Raw genomic sequence first — 22,150 nt, 5'->3', positions numbered from 1 at the left:
GAGTTTCGGTCGTCATTCGGCGGCTTCCTCTTGCGGGGCCATGTTGTGGCCGAGGAGTTTCAACACGTCCTCGGCGGCCTGGATCAGGTTGGTGCCGGGTCCGAAAATCGCCTGGACCCCGGCATCGCGCAGCGCCTGATAGTCCTGTGCGGGGATAACGCCACCCGCGATCACCTTGATATCCGCGCGGCCCGCTTCGCGGAGATAGCCGATGAGCTCGGGTATCAGCGTCTTGTGGCCGGCGGCGAGGCTCGAGGCACCGACGATGTCGACGTCCTTCTCCAGTGCGAGCGCGGCGGCTTCGGCGGGGGTCTGGAACAGCGGGCCGGGGACGATCTCGAAGCCCAGGTCGCCGAACATCGACGAGACGAGGTTGGCGCCGCGGTCGTGGCCGTCCTGGCCCATCTTGGCGACGAGCATGCGGGGTTTGCGACCCATGCGGCGCTCTGTCGCCTCGACGCCGTCGGTTAGGCGGGTCCAGCGGGCGTCGTCCTCGTAGGCGCCGCCGTAGATGCCGGAGACGGGGGTCGGCTGCGTGCCGTAGCGGCCGAACACGTCCTCCATCGCCGAGGAGATTTCGCCGAGCGTGGCGCGCGCGCGGGCGCAGTCAACGGCTAAGGCGAGGAGGTTATCGGAGCCTTTCGCGCCTTCCCGCAAAGCATCGAGCGCGGCGCGGCACGCTGCTTCGTCGCGCGTTGCCTTCACGCGGTTGATGCGTTCGATCTGACCCGCCCTCACCGCGACATTGTCCACGTCGAGGATCTCGATCGCGTCCTGTTCGGCGAGCTTGTACTTGTTGACGCCGACGATGACGTCCTCGCCGCGATCGACGCGCGCCTGCCGCCCAGCCGCAGCTTCCTCGATCATCGCCTTGGGCCAGCCCGCCGCGACTGCCTTCGCCATGCCGCCTTCGGACTGGATTCGCTCGATCAGGCTCCACGCCCCGTCGACCAGCGACTGCGTCAGGCTCTCGATGTAATAGCTGCCGCCGAGCGGATCGACGACCTTGGTCATCCCCGTCTCTTCCTGGATCACGATCTGCGTGTTGCGCGCGATGCGGGCCGAGAAGTCGGTCGGCAGCGCGATCGCCTCGTCGAGCGCGTTGGTGTGGAGCGACTGCGTGCCCCCCAGCATCGCCGCCATCGCCTCGATCGTCGTGCGCATGACGTTGTTGTACGGGTCCTGCTCGGTGAGCGAGACGCCGCTGGTCTGGCAATGCGTGCGCAGCATCTTCGAGCGCTCGTCCTGCGCGCCGAGCTGCGTCATCGCGCGGTGCCAGAGGACGCGGGCGGCGCGGAGCTTGGCGATCTCCATGAAGAAGTTCATGCCAATCGCGAAGAAGAACGACAGGCGCCCGGCGAACTTGTCGATGTCGAGCCCGGACGCGACGCCGTATTTCACGTATTCCATGCCGTCGGCGATCGTGAAGGCGAGCTCGTGAAGCTGCGTCGCCCCGGCTTCCTGCATGTGATAGCCGCTGATCGAGATGCTGTTGAACTTGGGCATCTCGCGGCTGGTGTAGCCGAAGATGTCCGAGATGATCCGCATGCTCGGCTCGGGCGGGTAGATGTAGGTGTTGCGGACCATGAACTCCTTGAGGATGTCGTTCTGGATGGTCCCGTCGAGGAGTTTGCGGTCGACGCCTTGCTCCTCGCCGGCGACGATGAAGAAGGCGAGGATCGGGATCACCGCGCCGTTCATCGTCATGCTGACCGACATCTTGTCGAGCGGGATGCCGTCGAAGAGGATCTTCATGTCCTCGACCGAATCGATCGCGACGCCTGCCTTGCCGACGTCGCCGGTAACGCGGGGATGGTCGCTGTCATAGCCGCGGTGCGTGGCGAGATCGAACGCTACCGACAGGCCTTTCTGGCCGGCGGCGAGGTTGCGGCGGTAGAACGCGTTCGAGGCTTCGGCGGTGGAGAAGCCAGCGTACTGGCGGATCGTCCAGGGGCGGCCGGCGTACATCGACGCGCGGACGCCGCGGGTGAAGGGGGCGAAACCGGGGAGGCCGGGGTCGGTAGTGACGTCGTCCGCGGTGTAGAGCGGCTTGACGTCGATGCCTTCGGGGGTCGGCCAGGTGAGGTCGGCGCCTTTTACTTCCCTGGCAGCGGCGGCCTGCCAGTCGGCGAGGGTTGGGTTGGATTCGGGCGTATCAGTCATGAGTTTGCACCACCCCGGCGGATGCCGGGGCCCAGTTGGAAAGGTCGAGGTAACGCAGCGCAACACCAGCCAATCGACCGTTGCCCAACTGGGCCCCGGCCTCCGCCGGGGTGGTGGTTAGAAACGCCTGGGTGGTGTTGGAGGCGGAGGTCATTTCCCCGTGAACACCGGTTTGCGCTTTTCGAGGAAAGCCCGGCCGCCTTCCATCGAGTCCGCAGACCCGCGCGCATCGCGCTGGTTCGCCGCCTCGGCCTGCATCGCGGTCGCGTAATCCGTCTCGTACGCATTGGTAATCGCCCGCCGCATCAACCCCAGCGCCGCCGTCGGCATCGCCGCCAGCCGCTCCGCCAGCGCGAATGCCTCCGCATCGAGCGCGTCGTCGGCCACGACCTTGTGCACCATCCCCCAGTCGAGCGCCTTCGCCGCGGGCACCCGCTCGCCAAGCATCATCATTTCCGTCGCGCGCGCCTTGCCGATCAGACGGGGCAGCATCCACGACGCGCCGCCGTCCGGCACCAGTCCGATATTGACGAACGCCTGGAGGAAATACGCGGTCTCGCTCGCGACACAGAAATCGGCGGCGAGCGCGAGGCTGCAGCCGATCCCTGCCGCAGGACCACGCACCGCGCTGACCACCGGCACCGACAGGTCGGCGAGCGCCGTCATCGTCGGATTGTAGCTGCCGGTCAGTGCCGCGAACGTCGCCTCGCCTGGATTGTCCGAACCAAGCGCCCCGCCGCCGACATCCGCGCCCGAGCAGAACGCGCGTCCCGCACCCGCAATCAGAACAGCGCGCGCACTGTTCAAGTCGCCCAACGCCGCGCGCAATTCCTCGAACATCGCCGGCGGCGCAGCGTTCAGCCGGTCGGGGCGGTTGAGCGTCAGCACCAGCACGTCGCCGCGCCGTTCGCTCAGGATATGCTCGGACGCGGCCATCAGATCTCTCCTAGTGCGCGCCGGTATCGCCCGGCGTCTCCATCAACTCGACCAGCATGCCGCCGAAGTCCTTCGGGTGCACGAACACGATCGGCGTGCCATGCGCACCGATCCGCGGCTCGCCCAGCACGGTCGCGCCCTTCGCCTTCAGCTCGGCGACCGCCGCGTAGATATCGGCCACCTCGAAACAGACATGATGCTGCCCGCCCGCCGGGTTCTTGCGCAGGAACCCCGCAATCGGCGACGCGTCGTCATACGGCTCGATCAACTCGATCTGCGTGTTCGGCGCATCGATGAAGCACACCTTCACGCCCTGCGTAGGTAGGTCGAACGGCTCGCCGATCGCGGTCGCGCCGAGCAGCAGGCGATACGTCTCGACCGACTTCGCGATCGACGGCGTCGCTACCCCGACATGGTTGAGGCGGCCCAATGTCATTGCGTATCCTTCGGCGGCGGCGGCGGCGTGGGAACGACACCGAGCGTGTAACCACACACACCGAGCACCTGCCGGATCATTGCATCGCTGATGGGCGCGACGAAGTTCGCCTGCACCGCGAAGTTCGCGCCGTTGGTGGTTTCGACGCGTACCGTCTTCGACTTCACCAGGAACGTGGTCAGCCTGGTGATCGCCTCGGGATCGGTGACGTAGGTGCCGGTTCCCGGAAACTGCCAATTATAGGTGAATGCAGGACCGCCATCGAAGCGCACCGCGACAGGCTTGTCCGGTCCCTGCCCGAGCGGCTGCGGCTGGATGAACTGGATCGAGACGATCGGCTCGGCCGCGACATCGCACTTCACGACGAACCGTGAAAGACCATCATTGCCGGTGACCGACGTGGAGATGCTGCGCACGCCTGCCGAATTGGTACGATCGGCGAGCTTCCAATTTGGCGCAGGCGTAGCCGCAGTAGTCGGCACGGCCGCGGCTTGAAGCAGCAGAAACGCAATCATTGCTCGATCCTCCGCTGCTGGGCCGCCGCCATTGCAGCGCCCTCGATCACCCCTTCCAAGCGAGAAACCCGATCGCGCAGGTCGCCATGCGCGCCGGCAAGACCCGCGAGCCGCCCGCCAAGCTGAGCGACGTCCCGATCGAGGCCATCCAGCTGGTCTTTCAGCGTCAGGATCGTCTTGAAAACGCCGAATGCCTTTTCGCCCGCACTCACGGTCTTTCGCCCGCCAGCACCGCATCGACCACAGCGCAGGTGCGCGCGATATTCTTACGCATCGACTGGATGGACACCTTCATGTCGTCGACAGCGGCCTCGATCTCCGGTGCGAGAAACGCCAACGCCGCCTCCTCGTCGTGCGACGCCGGTGCGGCAATGTACCGCGTTGTCGCCTCACGCACGACGCGGCCGACGGACATGCCGCTGTTCGCCGCGAACGCATCGAGCGCGGCCTTGTGGTCGGGGGTAGTCAGAAACGTCACGCGTTCGGTCTGCATGTCACGACTCCTTCGCATGACATGATAATGTGCTTATCATCATGCAACAAGCCGCTGGGTCACAGCGGGATGTTGTCATGCTTCTTCCACGGATTCTCCAGCGCCTTGCCGCGGAGCTTCCGTAGGCCGAGCGCGATGCGGCGGCGGGTCGAGTGGGGCTGGATCACTTCGTCGATGAAGCCCTTCGACGCGGCGACGAACGGGTTGGCGAACCGCGCCTCGTATTCCGCGGTACGCTCGGCGATCTCTTCGGGCGTCTTGCCGCGGAAGATGATCTCGACCGCGCCCTTGGCTCCCATCACCGCGATCTCGGCGGTCGGCCATGCATAGTTGAGGTCGCCGCGCAGGTGCTTCGACGCCATCACGTCGTACGCGCCGCCATACGCTTTGCGCGTGATGACGGTGATCTTGGGCACGGTCGCTTCGGCATAGGCGAACAGCAGCTTCGCGCCGTGCTTGATGATGCCGTTATGCTCCTGCGCGGTGCCGGGCAGGAAGCCGGGAACGTCGACGAAGGTGACGATCGGGATCTCGAACGCATCGCAGAAGCGCACGAACCGCGCCGCCTTCTTCGAGCTGTTGATGTCGAGCACGCCGGCGAGCACCATCGGCTGGTTCGCGACGAAGCCGACCGTGCGGCCCTCGATCCGGCCGAAGCCGGTGATGATGTTGGCCGCGTGCGCCGGCTGCGTCTCGAAGAAATCGCCTTCGTCGACGGTCTTCCGGATCAGCTCGTGCATGTCGTAGGGCTGGTTCGCCGACGCCGGGATCAGCGTGTCGAGGCTCTCCTCGATCCGGTCCCATTCGTCCGCGGTCGGGCGTTCTGGCACGCCTTCACGATTGGACGACGGCAGGAAGTCGAAGAAATCGCGTGCCGCAAGCAGCGCTTCGATGTCGTTCTCGAACGCATTGTCGGCGACCGACGTCTTGGTCGTGTGCGTCACCGCGCCGCCGAGCGCCTCCTGCGTCACGACCTCGTTGGTCACCGTCTTGACCACGTCGGGGCCGGTGACGAACATGTAGCTCGAATCTTTCACCATGAAGATGAAGTCGGTCATCGCGGGGGAGTAGACCGCACCGCCTGCGCATGGGCCCATGATCAGCGAAAGCTGCGGCACGACACCCGACGCGAGCGCGTTGCGCTGAAATACCTCGGCATAGCCACCGAGCGAGGCGACGCCCTCCTGGATGCGCGCGCCGCCGCTGTCGTTGAGGCCGATGATCGGTGCGCCGACCTTCATCGCGCTGTCCATCACCTTGCAGATCTTCTGCGCGTGACGTTCGCTGAGCGACCCGCCGAACACGGTGAAATCCTGGCTGAAGACGAAGACGAGGCGGCCGTTGATCGTGCCCGAGCCTGTGACCACGCCGTCGCCGGGGATCACCTGGTCCTGCATGCCGAAATCGACGCAATTGTGCTCGACGTACATGTCGAGCTCCTCGAACGATCCCTCGTCCAACAGCACGTCAAGGCGCTCCCTTGCGGTGAGCTTACCCTTGGCGTGCTGCGCTGCGATCCGCTTGAGGCCCCCGCCGACTCTGGCGGCTTCGCGGCGGCGTTCAAGCTCTTCGATCGTGGATGACATCGTCTCTCCGTCCTGCTGACTGCCTTCACAGAGCGGGATGCGATGCGCAAATGCAATGTTGCAAACTTGTCGGAGGCATGTTTGCAAACTAGGCGGGGATATGACTTTGCCCGCTCGTCGCCTCTTCGTCGGACACCGCCTGCGCGACCTGCGCCGCGCTCTTGGAATCAGCCAGGCGGCGATGGCCGTGCGGATCGGATTGTCCGTCAGCTATCTCTCGCAGATCGAGAATGGCGACCGGCCGGTGACGGAAGGCGTGCTGATCACGCTCGCGCGCGAGTTTCCCGCTGACTGGGGCAGCATCGACGCGGCGGACGATACCGCGCTGCTGATCGCGACGCTGGAGGCGGTGTCGGACACGAGCGTCGAGGCGCCAGCGCTCGACGAGACCGCGGTGCGGCGTGCGGTGAAGCATCAGCCGTTGCTGGCGCAGCGTCTGGTTGCGATGCACGACGCGTATCGCCGCGCGCAGGAGCAGTTGCGCGCGCTCGACGATCGGATCGTGGCGGGATCGGGCGCGCCGGGGCTGCTGCCGTGGGAGGATGTGCGCGACTGGTTTCATGCAGCAGGCAATTATGTCGATGCGCTCGACCGGCGGGCGGAGGAGATCGGCGAGACGCTGGGCGCGGACCGGATCGCGGCGCTGGAGGCTCGGCTCGCGGCGCGCGGTGTGTCGGTTGCGATCTCGGGAGCGCTCGCCGCACCGCTTCGCGACTATGACGGCGCGACGCTGCGGCTCGACGGATCGCAGCCGGGCGAAACGACCCTCTTCTCGCTCGCGCACCAAGTCGCGCGGCACGAGTTCGGCGACGTCATCGGCGGGATCGTCGCCGCGTCGGAGATGGCTTCGGAGATAGCGCGCGCGCTACTGACCGCGGGGCTGACCAACTATGCGGCGGGGGCTATCGTCATGCCGTACACGCGCTTTCGGACGGAGGCACGGAGCGTCCGCCACGATATCGACCGGCTGCGGCGGATTTTCGGGACGAGTTTTGAGCAGACGTGTCACCGGCTCTCGACGTTGCAGCGACCGGGCGCGCTGGGCATCCCGTTCTTCTTCTGCCGCGTCGACATGGCGGGGAACATCACCAAACGGCACTCCGCCACGCGGCTGCAGTTCGCGCGGTTCGGGGGGGCGTGCCCGTTGTGGATCGTGCATGAGGCGGTAGCGATCCCGGACCGGATTCTCACGCAGTTGATCGAGACGACCGACGGCATCCGCTACGTCTCGATGGCGAAGGGGCTGGTGAAACCGTCCGAGACGTACACGCGACCGGCGCGGCGCTATGCGGTGGCGCTGGGGTGCGAGGAGGCGAACGCGTCGGAGTTCATCTATGCCGATGCGCTGGGGACCGGAGGCATCGCCACGCCGATCGGGTCGTCATGCCGTATCTGCCTGCGCACCGACTGCGACCAGCGCGCGTTTCCGCCGGCCGCCAGCGAGATCCGGGTCGATCCGGACCGCCGCGGCGCCGTGCCGTACGAAGTGGTTTAGCCCCTCCAAACTCGATCGAAGTACCACTTCGATCGACATAAAAAAGGCCCGGTGTGTTTCCACACCGGGCTAAGGTTGTCCGCAGGAGGAACGTCGTGGGTGCGAGCTCGTGTGGCCCGCTACCGATTAGTTGTAAGCGCGCTCGCCGTGTTCGCCGATGTCGAGACCCTCGTGCTCGACTTCCGGCGAGACCCGCAGACCGGTGACGGCCTTGGCGACGTAGATCGCGATCGTGGTGCCGATCGTGGCCCAGATGATCGTGACGATCACCGCCTGGAGCTGCACGAAGAGCTTGGCGCCCATCGCATAGTCCGCAGCACCCGGCCCGCCGAGCGACGGCGCGTAGACCACTGCAGTGCCGATCGCGCCGATCATGCCGCCGATGCCGTGGATCCCGAAGGCGTCGAGCGAGTCGTCGTAGCCGAGCATCGGCTTGAGCTTCGACACTGCCATGAAGCAGACGAGCGAGGCGATCGCGCCGAGGACGATGGCGCCGAACGGGCCGGAGTTGCCCGCGGCCGGCGTGACGGCGACGAGGCCGGCGACGATGCCCGAGCAGAAGCCGAGTGCGGAACCCTTGTGACCCGAGAGCTTCTCGGCAAGCATCCAGAACAGCGCAGCCGACGCGGTGGCGACGAAGGTGTTGAGCATCGCAAGGGCGGCAGAGCCGTTCGCCTCGAGTGCCGAGCCGGCGTTGAAGCCGAACCAGCCGACCCAGAGCAGCCCAGTACCGATGCCGGTCATGACCAGCGAGTGCGGCGCCATCGGCTCCTTCGGATAGCCGATACGCTTGCCGAGGATCAGGGCTGCGACCAGTGCCGAGACGCCGGCGTTGATGTGGACCACGGTGCCGCCGGCGAAATCGAGCGCGCCTGCCTTGAAGAAATAGCCGCTCGATGCCCACACCATGTGTGCGATCGGGAAGTAGACGATGGTAAGCCAGACCAGGCCGAACACCATCACCGCCGAGAACTTCATGCGCTCGACGACCGACCCCAGGACCAGCGCAATGGTGATCGCGGCGAAGGTCATCTGGAAACAGATGAAGACATATTCGGGGATCTCGACGCCAGCCGTGAAGGTCGCCGCCTGCGAAGCCGGCGTAACGCCCTTCAGGAACGCCTTGTCGAAGCTGCCGATGAAGTTGCTGAGCAGCGGGTTGGTCACGTCGGGACCGAACGCCAGCGTGTAGCCCCACATCACCCAGATCAGCATCGCGAGCGCCGCGACGGCACCGATCTGAGTCATGGTCGACAGCATGTTCTTCGACCGCGTGAGGCCGCCGTAGAACAGCGCGAGACCGGGCAGGATCATCATTAGGACGAGGACCGTCGAGGTCATCATCCAGGCAGTGTCGCCCTTGTTCACGGTAGCAACGACGGGCGCGACCACCGGTGCGGCTGCGGCCTGTGCCCAGGCGGGTGCGGCGGCGATCATCGTCGCGCCGAACCCTAGAGCCGCGACGGCGGCCTTCTTCAAATCATGCTTCATCTCGTCCCCCCTCAGAGCGCTGAATCGTCGGTTTCACCGGTGCGGATGCGTACCGCCTGGCCGACGTCGAGCACGAAGATCTTACCGTCGCCGATCGCGCCGGTGTTGGCCGATGCCTGGATCGCCTCGACCACGCGGTCGGACAGGCTGGCGGCGCAGACCACCTCGATCTTGATCTTCGGCACCATGTTGGTGCTGTACTCGGCCCCCCGATAGATCTCGGTCTGGCCCTTTTGACGGCCGAACCCCTTGACCTCGGTGACCGTCATGCCCGCCACGCCGATCGTGGTGAGCGCTTCGCGCACCTCGTCGAGCTTGAACGGCTTGATGATGGCAATGACGAGTTTCATCGCGCCCCTTCCCCTTGTTACGGGAGGTGCCTCGCAATGTGCGTGCCAGTTGCGGTGTGGAGGGGTCAGGAGTGCTCGAAGGGCGGGCAGCGGGGGTTTTGGGGTTAAAACTTGTGCAGTGCGGTGCAGGTGCTCGAAAAACGGGCACCTATTTCCCCGTCATGCCGGGCCTGTTCCGGCATCCACCACGCCGCGTACTCACGAGCGTTTAGTTTGCGGAACCGTGGATGCCGGAACGAGCCCGGCATGACGGAGTGGGTGGGTGACGGAGTGGGTGAGGCGACGGGGTTTGCTTACCCCCGCCGGCCCCATACCCAACTCAATGCCGGAAGTGGCGCATGCCGGTGAAGACCATCGCCAGGCCGGCCTCGTCCGCTGCGGCGATGACGTCGGCGTCGCGGATCGAACCGCCGGGCTGGATCACCGCCGTCGCGCCAGCTTCCACAGCCGCGAGCAGACCGTCGGCGAACGGGAAGAACGCATCCGACGCGACCGCCGAGCCGATCGTGCGCGGGGTGGACCAGCCGGCCTTCTCCGCGGCGTCCTTCGCCTTCCACGCGGCGATGCGCGCGGATTCGAGGCGGTTCATCTGGCCCGCGCCGATCCCGGCGGTGCTGCCGTCCTTGGCGTAGACGATCGCGTTGGACTTGGTGTGCTTGGCGACGGTCCAGGCGAAGCGGCAATCGAGGAGTTCCTGCTTGGTCGGCTGGCGCTTGGTGACGACCTTCAACTCACCCGGCGTGCCGTTGTCGCGACCCTGGACGAGCCAGCCGCCGGCGATCGACTTTGCGGTGAGGCCCGTACGTGCGGGATTGGGGAGGTCGCCGGTGAGCAGCAGGCGGAGGTTCTTCTTGGCCGCGAACAGCGCGATCGCCTCCTCGTCGGCATCGGGGGCGACAACGACTTCGGTGAAGACGCCGGTTATCTGGCGCGCGGTCTCGGCGTCGAGGCGACGGTTGACGGCGATGATGCCGCCAAACGCGGAGACCGTGTCGCAGGCGAACGCCGCGGCATAGGCTTCGGCGAGCGTGGCGCCGGTGGCGACGCCGCAGGGGTTGGCATGCTTGACGATCACCACGGAGGGGGCGGCGTCGCGGAATTCGGCGATCAGTTCGAGCGCTGCGTCGGCGTCGTTGAGGTTGTTGTAGCTGAGCGCCTTGCCCTGGAGCTGGCGGGCCTGGCCGATGCCTTGGACTGAACCGGTCGCGGTGTAGAAGGCGGCGGACTGGTGCGGGTTCTCGCCGTAGCGGAGCGTGTCGCCGCGCTTCAGCGTGATCGGCAGCGTGGCGGGGAATTCCTCGGCCTGATCTACCGTGCCGAACCACGTCGCAATCGCCGAATCATAGGCGGCGGTGGTGGCGAACGCCTTGGCAGCGAGTTTCTTGCGATCGTCCAGCGTGGTGGTGCCGCCCGAGACGAGCGCATAGTCGGCGGGGTCGGTGACGATCGCGACATAGGCGTGGTTCTTGGCCGCCGAGCGCACCATGCTGGGGCCGCCGATGTCGATGTTCTCAATCACGGTGTCGCGGTCCGCGCCCTTCGCGACGGTGGCCTCGAACGGGTAGAGGTTGACGATGACGAGGTCGATCGCGCCGATCTGGTGCTCGGCCATCGAGGCGGCGTGGCCGGCGTCGTCGCGCACCGCGAGGAGCCCGCCGTGGACCATCGGGTGGAGCGTCTTGACGCGGCCGTCCATCATTTCGGGGAAGCCGGTGAGTTCGCTCACGTCGCGGACTTCCAGGCCGGCGGCGCGGAGGGCCGTCGCGGTGCCGCCGGTCGAGACGAGTTCTACGCCGTGGCTCGCGAGCGCCTTGCCGAGATCGACGATCCCGGTCTTGTCGGAGACGGACAGGAGCGCGCGCTTGATCGGGATGCTGGTCATGAGGGTCTTTCGTCGGGGTTCGCCGTGCGGCGGTGCCTTAGCGTCGGTTGCCGCCCGGGAACAGGGCTCCTCTGCTCTGTCCAGCCGCTCAACAAAGGTAGTTCCTCCCCGGCGAAGGCCGGGTCCAAGTGGAAAGGTGACAATAACGGAGTGCCGTCCCCGGTTAGCGACGTTTCCCAATTGGGCCCCGGCCTTCGCCGGGGTGGCGCGTTAATCTCGATGGTTTGGCTGTCAGGCCTTCTTCAGTGCCCAACTCACACTCGCGCCGCCGGCCGCAGCTTCACCGGTGATCATCAGCTGCTGCGTCGGGACCGGGCGGCCGTCAGCGTCGATCCAGACGCTGTCCTCGACCACCAGTGCGCCACCGCGGCAGCGGAATTGCCAGAGCGCACCGCCGGGGAGGCGGAGGATCGCGCCCAGGCCGTCCGCGGTGGGAGAGACCTGCACGCCCTCCCCCAAATGGAAGCGGATCGCGAACAGCGACAACCCGGCCCGGCGCTTGCGACCCTGCGGCAACAGCGCGTCCTCACCGCGGAGTTCGCGGCCGTCGCCGGTGAGCATCAGCTGGCGGCGGTGGAGGAACCCCCAGCGGCGGACATAGCCGTCGTGGCTCGCCTCGATCCGGCTGGCGGCATCCGATTCCTGCCGGCTGAGCTCGACTTCGCCAACGCCGCGGCCGAGCGTACCGTCGGCGAGGATAGCGGTCGAGTTGCTGTCGGCGATCGTCAGCGTGGAATGCGCGGCAGTCGAGCGCAGGCCTTCGACCATCGCGGGCGGGAGTTGGGCGATGCCCGCACGGGCGCCGCCGCAGTTGACCACAATGCGTGCCGGGCCATCGGAGAATTCGAACGCGAGCGTCGAGGCGCAGCCGCCTTCGACGAGGCGGGCGATCGGCGGCGGGGCTGCGTCGACGATCAGGACTGCGGTGCCGGCGGCGAGGCGCTGATAGCCCCAGTCGCGCGCTTGGCGGAGCGGGCGGGTGCGGACGCCGCTGGCTTCGATGACAGCGGCGACCTGCGTTTCGCTGGCCGGGCCGCCACCCTGCCAGCTCGACAGGCCGCGATCGGCGTGGGCGACACCGAGCAGCGCCGCGACCATCCGGGTGAGCGTGACCGCGACCGTCTCGGGGAGTTCGGCGCTGCGCGCAGCGTAGCTTTCCTGGAGCAGCGTGAGCAGCTGGATCGAATCGAGCAGCATTGCCGGGCTGCGCGAGACCGAGCCGCCGTCGTCGAACAGGCCGGTGCCGAGCGCGCGGAGCAGGCCGGCCTCGCCGAACGCCTGGCGCGGTTCGCCGCCGGGGATCAGCAGGCCCGCCGCAACGACTCCGCACCAGGCGGCGATGCGGGGGGCGCCGGCGGGGGCCTTGTCGGCGGTGCGATCGAGGTGGAGTGCGCCCTTGGCGAGCGCGTTGAGCACCTTCGAGCGATATATCTGGTCGGAGGAGGACAGGATCAGCGGCGCGTGCGCGGTCCAGGCGAGGATGCGGCGGCCCCACATGTCCGGGCGCCACGCGATCCCGCCTTGCGTGTCGGCGTGCGCGGTCAGCCAGAGGCCCATGAGGTATTCGGCGATCGGGGCGCCGCGCGCGCGGGTTGCGACGGTCGACAGGTCGCGTAGCCACGCGAAACTGTGGAGGTATTCGGCGAAGGGTTTGGGGAGCGGCTTCGCAAGATCGAGCGTCTCGATGTCGCGCGCTTCGCCGCGGAACGAGAGGACGCCTTCGAGCAAGAGCGTGCCGCGCGCAATATCGCCGAGAATGGGGTCTTCGGGGACCGCGATCAGCTTCAGCGGGTAGCGGCCCTTGAGACGCAGCGTGTGGAGCGGGGTGCGCCACGTCAGGCGGTGGAAGCGCTCCGCCAGCCGGTCGGCGAGCGACAACCCCTTGTCGCCGCCGAGACGGATCAGGCGGCGGCCTTCGTCGATCCCGTCGGGGGCGGGATCGGTTAAAAGATCACGCGGCTCGTTCACCCCCGCAACGCGGCGATGTTGGCGGCGTATTGCGACGGCCCGCCGCGGAAGACCGAGGTGCCGGCGACCAGCGCGTCGGCGCCTGCCTCGATACAGCGTTTCGCCCACTCCGCGTCGACGCCGCCATCGACTTCGAGATCGATCGCGCGGCCGCTCTTTTCGATCATCGTGCGGATCGCAGTGATCTTCTTGAGCTGGCTGGGGATGAAGCTCTGGCCGCCGAAGCCGGGGTTGACGCTCATCACCAGGACGAGATCGACCATGTCCATGAGGTAGTCGAGCATCTTGGCGGGGGTACCGGGGCAGATCACGACGCCGGCGCGCTTGCCGAGGCTCTTGATGTGCTGGAGCGAGCGGTGGATGTGCGGGCCGGCCTCGTAGTGCACGGTGATACAGTCGGCGCCGGCCTCCGCGAACGCGTCGAGATACGCGTCGACGGGCGAGATCATCAGGTGGACGTCGAACGGCTTGGTGGTGACGCCGCGGACCGACTTCATGACCGCGGGGCCGAACGAGATGTTGGGGACGAAATGACCGTCCATCACGTCGATGTGGATCCAGTCGGCGCCGGCCGCGTCGATGGCGCGGACTTCCTCGCCGAGTTTGGCGAAGTCGGCGGAGAGGATCGAGGGGGCGATGCGGACGGGTTGCATGATTTTGTCCTAGCGCGGGATTCGGTTGGTGCGAAGGCCTTGGTTTTCGCCCCTCCCTGGAAGGGAGGGGTTGGGGGTGGGTTGGGTTCCGCGGGGTCGAACCGTTGGGGCTCGAACAGGCCTACCCACCCCCGGCCCCTCCCTTTCAGGGAGGGGGGAAGAGTTAGCTGCGCTTCAATCGGGTGATGAAGAAGCCGTCGCAGCCGCCTTGGTCGGCGAGCATGCCCGGGAGGGTGCGGATCGTGCCCGCTTCCGTGGGCGTGATGCCAGCGGGAAGTTCGGATTGGTCTACCGGGGCGATCGTATAGTCGCTGCGCGCGGCGAGGAACGCGTCGAGCTGCGCTTCGCCTTCCGACGGTTCGAGCGAGCAGGTCGCGTAGACCAAAGTGCCGCCGGGCTTCACCCAGTCCGCCGCCCTGGCGAAAATCCGTGCCTGCAACGCCGCGGTCTCGGCGATGATCGAGGGGCGGACGCGGTGGAGGACGTCGGGGTGGCGGCGGAAGATACCCGTCGCGCTGCACGGCGCGTCGATCAGGATCGCGTCGGCGGGCTCGGCCGGTGCCCATTCGAGGATGTCGGCGTTGACGACCTCGGCCTTCAGATGCGTGCGGTAGAGGTTCTCGCGGAGGCGCTTGATCCGGCTCTGCGAATTGTCGACCGAGGTGACGGTCCAGCCGGCGCTCGCGAGCTGCAGCGTCTTGCCGCCGGGCGCCGCGCAGAGATCGAGAACATGGCCCTCCCCTTTACCGAGCAACCGCGCGGGGAGCGAGGCGGCGATGTCCTGCACCCACCACGCGCCGTCGCCGAAGCCGGCCATGTCGGGCACCGAATCATGGTCGCCCAAACGCAGGTGACCGGGCATGAAACTCTCGCCGCCAAGCTTCTCACGCCAGCCTTCGGTCTCGGACGGGTCGGCGATCGTCAGGTCGAGCGGCGGCACCTGCGCGATCGCGCGGCCGGCGGCGTCGACCATCTCCTCGCCCCAGGCGGCTTCCCAGCGCAGTTCGACCGGCGCCGGGAGCGTCGGCACCTCGGGGAGCAGCATGTTGGCACGGAACAGCGTGCCGAACACGCCGTGGACGAGCTTGCGCGGGCCACCGTCGACCAGCGGCAGCACGGTCGAGATCGCGGCATGCGAGGGGGTGCCGAGGATCAGCACCTGGACCAGCGCAATCCGCAGCGCCATCCGCGCCTTCGCATCGTCGGGCAGGTTGGTCTTGGTGACCGAATCGATCATCGCGTCGAGATCGGGGAGGCGGCGCAACGTCTCGGCGGCGATCGCATGCGCGAGGCCGCGATCGGGGCCGTGGATCGCGCGGGTTGCTGCCGGCAATGCGGATTCGAGCGACTCGCCGCGACGCAGGACGGCGTCGAGCAGGCGGAGCGCGGCGCGGCGGGTGGGGACGCCGAGCGGCTCAGGGGCGTGGGTATAGTCGGGCATATAAGGTCCTTCGCGTTCGGTTTGCCGCACGGCGGCTGTGGCAAAGCGGCGCGACAGGGCCCATGTGGCGGTTACGACGCCAACACGCAATCCGGAGAGCCGCGATGGGCCAGCGCCCCGATCATCTGAAGCCACCAGAATATCTTGCGAAGAATACGCCGGTCCCGAAACCCGAGACGATCGTGCCGGACAAAGACCCCGAGCCGCGCGATCCTACGCGGTACGGAGATTGGGAGCTGAAGGGCATGGCGATCGATTTCTGAGAGTCGATCGGCCGAGAGACGTCAGTCTTTAAGGTCGGTCTTCGGGAAGAAATGCTCGACGACGCTGTTCGCCAGCCGCGACGGGCGCAGCGTCTCGGCATCGAGGCAGCACCAGCTCGACTTCACCTCGGCGAGCACGTCTTCGCCGCGCTTGATGATCGTCTCGTAGAACGCGCGCGCACCCTGGACCTTCTCGAGCAGCACCGTCGCGATGACGTCGTCGTCGAGGAACGCCGGCTTGCGGTACGTGATCTCGTGCTTTAGCGCGACCCAGAGGTGCCCCGCCACCGCCTCGGCGGGCGCGAGGCCCTGCCAATGGTCGATCACCGCAGCCTGTACCCACTTCAGATAGTTCGCGTTGTTGACGTGACCCATGAAGTCGATGTCGGCCGGCTCGATGCCGATGGCGTAGGTATGGGGGAGCGCTGTGGACACGCGCTGCATATAGCATGCGAACCTGAACATAGCGATGACGGCGGCGCTTCGATACCGACAATAAACGCTATTCCGGATGCCTCGCGCGGGCCCTAGCATCCACCCTGCGCCCGCCTCTTGTGTTGCCCAAATACAACACCATCTTTCGGCCAACACCGAAACACTCCCACAGGAATTCGTCATGAACATCGACAAATTCACCGACCGCGCGAAGGGCTTCCTGCAATCCGCGCAGACCGTCGCGATCCGCATGAACCACCAGCGGATCGCGCCCGAGCATCTGTTGAAGGCGCTGCTGGAAGACGAGCAGGGCATGGCCGCCGGGCTGATCGCGGCGGCGGGCGGCGATGCCAAGCGCGCGACGTCGGAAACCGATCTGGCGCTCGCGAAGATCCCGGTCGTGTCGGGGTCGGGCGCGCAGACCACGCCGGGGATCGACAACGATGCGGTGCGTGTGCTCGATCAGGCCAAGCAGATCGCGAGCAAGGCGGGCGACAGCTTCGTCACCGTCGAGCGGCTGCTGGTCGCGCTCGCGCTGTCGCTCAACACCGCAGCTGGCAAGGCGCTGAAGGCCGGCGGCGTAACGCCCGAGGGGCTGAACACCGCGATCAACGGGATACGCCAGGGCCGCACCGCCGACACCGCGGGCGCCGAGGATCGCTACGACGCGCTGAAGAAGTTCGCGCGCGACCTTACCCAGGCGGCGCGCGACGGCAAGCTGGACCCGGTGATCGGCCGCGATGAGGAGATTCGTCGCACGATCCAGATCCTCGCGCGCCGGACCAAGAACAACCCCGCACTGATCGGCGAACCCGGCGTCGGCAAGACCGCGATCGCCGAAGGACTGGCGCTGCGCATCGCCAATGGCGACGTGCCCGATACGCTTAAGGATCGGCGGCTGATGTCGCTCGATCTGGGCTCGCTGATCGCGGGCGCGAAATATCGCGGCGAGTTCGAGGAGCGGCTCAAGGGCGTGCTCGACGAGGTGAAGGCCGCCGAGGGCGACATCATCCTGTTCATCGACGAGATGCACCAGCTGATCGGCGCGGGCAAATCCGAGGGCGCGATGGACGCGGGCAACCTGCTGAAACCCGCCCTCGCGCGTGGTGAACTCCACTGCGTCGGCGCGACCACGCTCGATGAATACCGCAAGTACGTCGAGAAGGACCCGGCGTTGCAGCGGCGGTTCCAGCCGGTGATGGTCGGCGAACCGACCGTCGAGGACACGATCTCGATCCTGCGCGGGCTGAATGAGAAGTACGAGCTGCATCACGGCGTACGGATCACCGATGGCGCGATCGTCGCCGCGTCGACGCTGTCGAACCGCTACATCACCGACCGCTTCCTCCCTGACAAGGCGATCGACCTGATGGACGAGGCCGCGTCGCGAATCCGCATGGAGGTCGAGTCGAAGCCCGAGGCGATCGAAAATCTCGACCGGCGGATCATCCAGCTCAAGATCGAACGCGAGGCGTTGAAGCGCGAGACCGACGACGCGTCGGTCGACCGGCTCGACACGCTGGAAGGCGAACTCGTCAATCTGGAGGAGCAATCCGCCGAACTGACGACGCGCTGGAAGGGCGAGAAGGACAAGATCAACGCCGAGGCGCGGGTCAAGGAACAGCTCGATGCCGCGCGGCTTGAGCTGGAGCAGGCGCAGCGGTCGGGCGATCTCGCCAAGGCGGGCGAGCTTTCCTACGGCACGATTCCGGGGTTGCAGCGCCAGCTCGACGAGGCGGCAGGGGCGACCAAGGGCGCGATGCTTCGCGAGGAGGTCACCGCGGACGACATCGCCGGCGTCGTCAGCCGCTGGACCGGCATCCCGGTCGAGCGGATGCTCCAGGGCGAACGCGACAAGCTGCTGGCGATGGAAGCGACGATCGGCAAGCGCGTGATCGGCCAGGCGCATGCGGTGAAGGCGGTTTCCACCGCGGTCCGCCGCGCGCGCGCGGGGTTGCAGGATCCTAACCGGCCTTTGGGCTCGTTCCTGTTCCTCGGACCGACCGGCGTCGGCAAGACCGAGCTGACCAAGGCGCTGGCGGAGTTCCTGTTCGACGATCCGAGCGCGATGGTCCGCATCGACATGAGCGAGTTCATGGAGAAGCACGCGGTCGCTCGGCTGATCGGCGCGCCTCCGGGCTATGTCGGATACGAGGAGGGCGGCGTGCTGACCGAGGCGGTGCGCAGGCGGCCGTACCAGGTGATCCTGTTCGACGAGGTCGAGAAGGCGCATGGCGACGTGTTCAACGTGCTGTTGCAGGTGCTCGACGACGGGCGGCTCACCGATGGCCAGGGGCGCACGGTGGATTTCAGCAACACGCTGATCATCCTGACGTCGAACCTCGGCAGCCAGTATCTGGCCAACATGGCGGAGGGCGACGACGTGTCGTCGGTCGAGCCGCAGGTGATGGAGATCGTCCGATCGCACTTCCGCCCGGAGTTCCTCAACCGGCTCGACGAGGTGATCCTGTTCCACCGCCTCGGCCAGTCGCACATGGCGCCGATCGTCGACATTCAGGTATCGCGCGTCGACAAGCTGCTCGCCGACCGCAAGATCATCCTCGACCTGACCGATGCCGCGAGGGCGTGGCTCGGCCGTGTGGGGTATGATCCGGTCTACGGCGCACGACCGTTGAAGCGCGCGGTCCAGCGCTATCTGCAGGACCCGCTCGCCGACATGATCCTGCGCGGCGAGGTGAAGGACGGCTCGACCGTGAAGGTCGACGAAGGCGATGGGAAGCTGGTGCTGCAAGTCGCCTGACGCGCTCATCTTCGAACAAAAAAAGGGGCGGCAGATCGATGATCTGCCGCCCCAATTTCGGTCCCGAAGGATCGATTACATATCGATGGTCAGACCAACGAACAGATAGCGACCCGCGCCTTCGAAGATGCCAGGATAGGTGTTGCCGTTACCGAACGAGCCGATCGGCGTTGCCGTCGAGCTGAGGATCGGAGGCGACTTGTCGAACACGTTGTTCGCGCCGGCCCGGAAGGTGAACTTATCCTCAACCCGCACTGTGGCAGCCAGGTCGAAATAGCTCTGCGCCTTGATGCTCGCATCCAGCGGGAAGAAGCTGTTCGCAAGATCGGCATTGCTGCTGGTATTCTCGAACTTCGTCTTCGAGAGATAGCGCCAGTTGCCGGAGAGGCCCACGCCGCTCGGCGCGGTATAGGTCAGACGCACACTGTGGCGCCACTTGGACTGCGGATACCCGCACTGCGCACCGAAATAACCCGCGCAATCGAACTTGGCGCCAGCCTTATCCGACTCGAACTTGTCGGTGTACGTACCGTTAGCGGCGAGCGCGAAGGTACCGATATTGGTCGTCCGCAGTGTGTAGCCGAGCGACGCATCGATGCCCTGGGTCGTCAACGAACCGGCGTTGACGTTGGTATCGACGATAAAGCCGCGGGTGGTCTGGTAGAGCGACCCGTTAGCATCGCGATTGATCGCACCGCACAGCGCGGCGTCGCCAGTCTGAAGACACTGGTTGATGATGGTATCGGCACCGATGACACCGATGATGTCCTTCACCTTGATCCGGAACGCGTCCACCGATGCGGTGAAGCCCGGGAGGAACGTTGGCTGGATGATCACGCCGGCCGTGAACGTGTCGGCCTTCTCGGGCTTCAGGTTCGGGTTGCCGCCGATCAGGCCGTTATACTGATCGGAACTGTTGACATCGATGCCGCCAAACTGGGCTGCGGTGACGCCGGTGAGGGCACATTGCGCCGCGGTGTTGCCGTTGACGAGGCCGCCGACGGCAGGACCCGCGCAGGGATCGGTAGCGCCGTCGATCTGCACCGACTGGCCAACGAACAGCTCCTGCACGTTAGGCGCACGCACCGCGCGGTTGTACCCGCCACGGAAGCGGATGTCGCGGACCGGCGCCCAGACCAGTTCGCCCTTGTATGAGGTGACCGAACCGGCGGTGCTGTAGTCCGAGTAGCGGAAACCACCGTTGACCGTCAGCTCTTGGAAGAATGGGCGATCGCTGACGAGCGGAACCTGGAGTTCGGCAAAGGCCTCCTTCACGTTGTAGCCGCCGCTGATCGGCAGGGTAGGGCCGCCCTGGCCGGCGAGATCGCCCGTCTGGAACGCCTGATCCACCTCGAGCGACAGCGACTCTTCGCGATATTCGGCACCGACGTTCAGCGCGATGCCCTCGGAGGCGAACGGCGACTGCACACCGTATTCGCTGCCCTTGAAGGTCAGCGAGCCGCTGACGATCTTCTCCTTGGTCTGGCCCTGTTGGAAGCCGCTCTGCTGCACATAGGCGAGGGCTTCCGGCGTGATCCGAGCCGCACCGAAGATGTTGAGCGGAACGCACGTCGGGTCCGAGCCGTCAACGACCGACCGGCAGGTGGGAACACCGCCGGGGCCCGCGATCACGTCGAGCGCGCGGGTCGTCTTGGTGATCGAGAACTCGTTGCGATATACCTCGTTGAAGATGGTGCTGCCGAACTGACCATAGAAGTCATACGAGACACCCTTACCGATATCGCCCCGCGCACCGGCCAGGATGCGATACGAAGTGTGGCGCAGATCGGCCTGACGTCCGCCACCTTCGACGTTGCGACGCCCAATGTTGACGGCAGCGCGATTGTAGGTGCTGCCGTCAGGATTCAGGAATACCGCCGCCGGTACACCCGTAGTCCCTGCCACTGTGCCGGCGTCGGTCAGCAGGTTCGTCGCACGGCAGAAGGAAGCGACCTGGGCCGCGGACAGCAACGGGTTGTTGCAGTTGAGCGTGGTCGTGTTGCTGAAGTCGCCCGATGGCGCGATCTGCGCCACGGTGCGATCGTCCATGAACATGAATTCGGCATACGGCTTGAAGGCGCTGCTAACTTCGTAGTTGGCAAGGAAGCCGGCGGTGTAACGCTTGTCCGGACGCTGATAATAATTCAGCGGATTGGCGTTGTAGAGCGACTGACCGGATATTAAGTTACCAGCGCTGTCCAGCGTCAGGTTGCGCGGCAGGCCATCACGCGCCTGAAGCGTGAAATTGGCGGGGAAGCCAGTGCCTGATCCGCCGCAAACATATTCATTGCCGGCAGCAGGCACGTTCAGCCCGCACGAGCTATAATCGCGGTCACCCTGCAAGATCGCGCCGATCTTACGATACCCCATATAGCCGACGACATGGCCGCGGCCGTCGCTGGTACCGGCGCCGACTTTCAGGTTGATGTCAAATTGCGTACCGTCGAAGGCCTGACCACTCGGGGCGGGAAAACCCTTGGCGGCCGACAGCGCCTGGAAGCGCTTGCTGCGGTTGTTGTGATTATAGATTCCGCCCGTCGTATCTAGGCTGACGCCTTCATACTGATCATCGAGGACGAAGTTGACCACGCCGCCGACAGCGTCCGAACCATAGACCGAGGAGGCACCACCGGTCAGCACGTCGACGCGCTTGATCAGCGACGCCGGGATCACGTTAAGATCCGCGGCCGAGCTGGTCGAGACGGGATCGCCCGGCATCAGGCGGCGACCATTCACCAGCACCAGCGTGCGCTGATCGCCAAGGTTGCGCAGGTTGGCCGTGGCAGTGCCGTTCGAACCATTCGAGACCGACGAGCTCTGCGACGCGAAAGCCTGCGGCAGGCTGTTCAGCACGTCCTCGATGCGGCTGGAACCGCGCAGCTTGATCTCGGCTGCGTTAACGACGGTGATCGGGCTGGCCGACGTCAGGTTCGGATTCGAAATACGCGACCCGGTGACGACGATGTCACCGCTGCCAGCCGTACCGGCAGCAGCTGGGTCCTGGCTCGGCGTGTTGGACAGCGCCGGCGTGGTCGATGCTGCAGCGTCGTCACTCGTCGCGCCCTGCGGCGCGGGTGCCGGGGTAGTCTGCGCGTAGGCGGGCAATGCAATCGCAGCACCCGCGATCATCGTCGATGCGAGCAGGCAGTCCCGAAACATATGGTTTCGCATGGTTGGTCTATCCCTTTTATATCGGCGAACGTTTCCGGCCGATACGATCTATTGTGCGGTCGCCCGACCGCAGCTGACGACGATCTCGCAAGTCAGAGGTGCCTTGTCCAA

The 22,150-nt window shown here is 66.1% G+C and carries 18 protein-coding genes; 3 read left to right on the top strand and 15 right to left on the bottom strand.

The features are described from left to right. Positions 1 to 12: 12 nt before the first annotated feature. The 7 genes from scpA to ASE69_RS14610 form a co-directional block, all read right to left on the bottom strand. Positions 13 to 2,163 (bottom strand): methylmalonyl-CoA mutase, encoded by a 2,151-nt coding sequence (gene scpA, locus ASE69_RS14640; protein WP_056488060.1) that lies wholly within the window; start codon positions 2,161 to 2,163, stop codon positions 13 to 15. A gap of 150 nt (positions 2,164 to 2,313) precedes the next feature. Further along, positions 2,314 to 3,099, bottom strand: a complete 786-nt coding sequence (locus ASE69_RS14635) for an enoyl-CoA hydratase-related protein (RefSeq protein WP_056488058.1) — start codon at positions 3,097 to 3,099, stop codon at positions 2,314 to 2,316. 10 nt (positions 3,100 to 3,109) lie between these two features. Then, positions 3,110 to 3,535 (bottom strand): methylmalonyl-CoA epimerase, encoded by a 426-nt coding sequence (mce, locus tag ASE69_RS14630; protein WP_056488055.1) that lies wholly within the window; start codon positions 3,533 to 3,535, stop codon positions 3,110 to 3,112. Further along, positions 3,532 to 4,050 (bottom strand): hypothetical protein, encoded by a 519-nt coding sequence (locus ASE69_RS14625; protein ID WP_056488052.1) that lies wholly within the window; start codon positions 4,048 to 4,050, stop codon positions 3,532 to 3,534. Before ASE69_RS14625 ends, mce begins: the two co-directional genes overlap by 4 nt. Next, positions 4,047 to 4,262, bottom strand: coding sequence for a hypothetical protein (locus ASE69_RS14620; protein WP_056063944.1), 216 nt, complete (start codon positions 4,260 to 4,262; stop codon positions 4,047 to 4,049). The genes ASE69_RS14625 and ASE69_RS14620 overlap by 4 nt, the downstream gene beginning before the upstream one ends. Continuing rightward, a complete protein-coding gene (locus tag ASE69_RS14615) occupies positions 4,259 to 4,543 on the bottom strand; it encodes a hypothetical protein (protein WP_056488047.1) in 285 nt (94 codons plus the stop codon). Before ASE69_RS14615 ends, ASE69_RS14620 begins: the two co-directional genes overlap by 4 nt. Positions 4,544 to 4,602: 59 nt before the next feature. Then, complete coding sequence (locus ASE69_RS14610; protein WP_056488045.1) at positions 4,603 to 6,129, bottom strand: acyl-CoA carboxylase subunit beta; 1,527 nt, start codon at positions 6,127 to 6,129, stop codon at positions 4,603 to 4,605. Between the two features lie 100 nt (positions 6,130 to 6,229). On the opposite strand from ASE69_RS14610, the gene ASE69_RS14605 reads away from it, so the two are divergent. After that, positions 6,230 to 7,624, top strand: coding sequence for a helix-turn-helix domain-containing protein (locus tag ASE69_RS14605; RefSeq protein ID WP_056488042.1), 1,395 nt, complete (start codon positions 6,230 to 6,232; stop codon positions 7,622 to 7,624). Between the two features lie 126 nt (positions 7,625 to 7,750). Here ASE69_RS14605 and ASE69_RS14600 read toward each other — a convergent pair whose 3' ends face one another. The 6 genes from ASE69_RS14600 to ASE69_RS14575 form a co-directional block, all read right to left on the bottom strand. Next, positions 7,751 to 9,115: an ammonium transporter gene (locus ASE69_RS14600; protein WP_056488039.1), complete on the bottom strand. Its 1,365-nt coding sequence runs from the start codon at positions 9,113 to 9,115 to the stop codon at positions 7,751 to 7,753. A gap of 11 nt (positions 9,116 to 9,126) precedes the next feature. Then, positions 9,127 to 9,465, bottom strand: a complete 339-nt coding sequence (locus ASE69_RS14595) for a P-II family nitrogen regulator (protein WP_056053652.1) — start codon at positions 9,463 to 9,465, stop codon at positions 9,127 to 9,129. A 319-nt stretch (positions 9,466 to 9,784) separates the two neighbouring features. Beyond that, positions 9,785 to 11,347, bottom strand: a complete 1,563-nt coding sequence (purH, locus tag ASE69_RS14590; protein ID WP_056488038.1) for a bifunctional phosphoribosylaminoimidazolecarboxamide formyltransferase/IMP cyclohydrolase — start codon at positions 11,345 to 11,347, stop codon at positions 9,785 to 9,787. Between the two features lie 231 nt (positions 11,348 to 11,578). After that, a complete protein-coding gene (locus ASE69_RS14585; protein WP_056488035.1) occupies positions 11,579 to 13,315 on the bottom strand; it encodes a heparinase II/III domain-containing protein in 1,737 nt (578 codons plus the stop codon). After that, a complete protein-coding gene (rpe, locus tag ASE69_RS14580; RefSeq protein ID WP_056488031.1) occupies positions 13,312 to 13,968 on the bottom strand; it encodes a ribulose-phosphate 3-epimerase in 657 nt (218 codons plus the stop codon). The genes ASE69_RS14585 and rpe overlap by 4 nt, the downstream gene beginning before the upstream one ends. A gap of 163 nt (positions 13,969 to 14,131) precedes the next feature. After that, entirely contained in the window at positions 14,132 to 15,409 is a 1,278-nt protein-coding gene (locus ASE69_RS14575; RefSeq protein WP_056488028.1) for an RsmB/NOP family class I SAM-dependent RNA methyltransferase, read from the bottom strand. Positions 15,410 to 15,513: 104 nt separating this feature from the next. Between ASE69_RS14575 and ASE69_RS21525 the strand changes: the two genes are divergently transcribed. Beyond that, positions 15,514 to 15,672 carry a DUF1674 domain-containing protein gene (locus tag ASE69_RS21525; RefSeq protein WP_082453132.1) on the top strand — a complete coding sequence of 53 codons (159 nt, stop codon included), beginning with the start codon at positions 15,514 to 15,516 and terminating at the stop codon, positions 15,670 to 15,672. 21 nt (positions 15,673 to 15,693) lie between these two features. Here the strand turns inward: ASE69_RS21525 and ASE69_RS14570 are convergent, their stop codons facing one another. Continuing rightward, positions 15,694 to 16,107 (bottom strand): acyl-CoA thioesterase, encoded by a 414-nt coding sequence (locus ASE69_RS14570; protein ID WP_082453153.1) that lies wholly within the window; start codon positions 16,105 to 16,107, stop codon positions 15,694 to 15,696. Positions 16,108 to 16,288: 181 nt separating this feature from the next. On the opposite strand from ASE69_RS14570, the gene clpB reads away from it, so the two are divergent. Further along, entirely contained in the window at positions 16,289 to 18,868 is a 2,580-nt protein-coding gene (gene clpB, locus ASE69_RS14565) for an ATP-dependent chaperone ClpB (RefSeq protein WP_056488026.1), read from the top strand. A 75-nt stretch (positions 18,869 to 18,943) separates the two neighbouring features. On the opposite strand, the gene ASE69_RS14560 is transcribed toward clpB, so the two are convergent. Beyond that, positions 18,944 to 22,039, bottom strand: a complete 3,096-nt coding sequence (locus ASE69_RS14560) for a TonB-dependent receptor domain-containing protein (RefSeq protein WP_056488023.1) — start codon at positions 22,037 to 22,039, stop codon at positions 18,944 to 18,946. Positions 22,040 to 22,150: the final 111 nt, after the last annotated feature.

The organism is Sphingomonas sp. Leaf208 (genome assembly GCF_001421415.1).
GTDB lineage: Bacteria > Pseudomonadota > Alphaproteobacteria > Sphingomonadales > Sphingomonadaceae > Sphingomonas.
This window is presented reverse-complemented; position numbering and strand designations above follow the sequence as displayed.

What these genes read in the sequence shown, in the direction of transcription:
- scpA (WP_056488060.1), bottom strand. Translation starts at nt 2,163, where the DNA reads ATGACTGATACGCCCGAATCCAACCCAACCCTCGCCGACTGGCAGGCC.
- ASE69_RS14635 (WP_056488058.1), bottom strand. Translation starts at nt 3,099, where the DNA reads ATGGCCGCGTCCGAGCATATCCTGAGCGAACGGCGCGGCGACGTGCTG.
- mce (WP_056488055.1), bottom strand. Translation starts at nt 3,535, where the DNA reads ATGACATTGGGCCGCCTCAACCATGTCGGGGTAGCGACGCCGTCGATC.
- ASE69_RS14625 (WP_056488052.1), bottom strand. Translation starts at nt 4,050, where the DNA reads ATGATTGCGTTTCTGCTGCTTCAAGCCGCGGCCGTGCCGACTACTGCG.
- ASE69_RS14615 (WP_056488047.1), bottom strand. Translation starts at nt 4,543, where the DNA reads ATGCAGACCGAACGCGTGACGTTTCTGACTACCCCCGACCACAAGGCC.
- ASE69_RS14610 (WP_056488045.1), bottom strand. Translation starts at nt 6,129, where the DNA reads ATGTCATCCACGATCGAAGAGCTTGAACGCCGCCGCGAAGCCGCCAGA.
- ASE69_RS14605 (WP_056488042.1), top strand. Translation starts at nt 6,230, where the DNA reads ATGACTTTGCCCGCTCGTCGCCTCTTCGTCGGACACCGCCTGCGCGAC.
- ASE69_RS14600 (WP_056488039.1), bottom strand. Translation starts at nt 9,115, where the DNA reads ATGAAGCATGATTTGAAGAAGGCCGCCGTCGCGGCTCTAGGGTTCGGC.
- ASE69_RS14595 (WP_056053652.1), bottom strand. Translation starts at nt 9,465, where the DNA reads ATGAAACTCGTCATTGCCATCATCAAGCCGTTCAAGCTCGACGAGGTG.
- purH (WP_056488038.1), bottom strand. Translation starts at nt 11,347, where the DNA reads ATGACCAGCATCCCGATCAAGCGCGCGCTCCTGTCCGTCTCCGACAAG.
- rpe (WP_056488031.1), bottom strand. Translation starts at nt 13,968, where the DNA reads ATGCAACCCGTCCGCATCGCCCCCTCGATCCTCTCCGCCGACTTCGCC.
- ASE69_RS14575 (WP_056488028.1), bottom strand. Translation starts at nt 15,409, where the DNA reads ATGCCCGACTATACCCACGCCCCTGAGCCGCTCGGCGTCCCCACCCGC.
- ASE69_RS21525 (WP_082453132.1), top strand. Translation starts at nt 15,514, where the DNA reads ATGGGCCAGCGCCCCGATCATCTGAAGCCACCAGAATATCTTGCGAAG.
- clpB (WP_056488026.1), top strand. Translation starts at nt 16,289, where the DNA reads ATGAACATCGACAAATTCACCGACCGCGCGAAGGGCTTCCTGCAATCC.
- ASE69_RS14560 (WP_056488023.1), bottom strand. Translation starts at nt 22,039, where the DNA reads ATGCGAAACCATATGTTTCGGGACTGCCTGCTCGCATCGACGATGATC.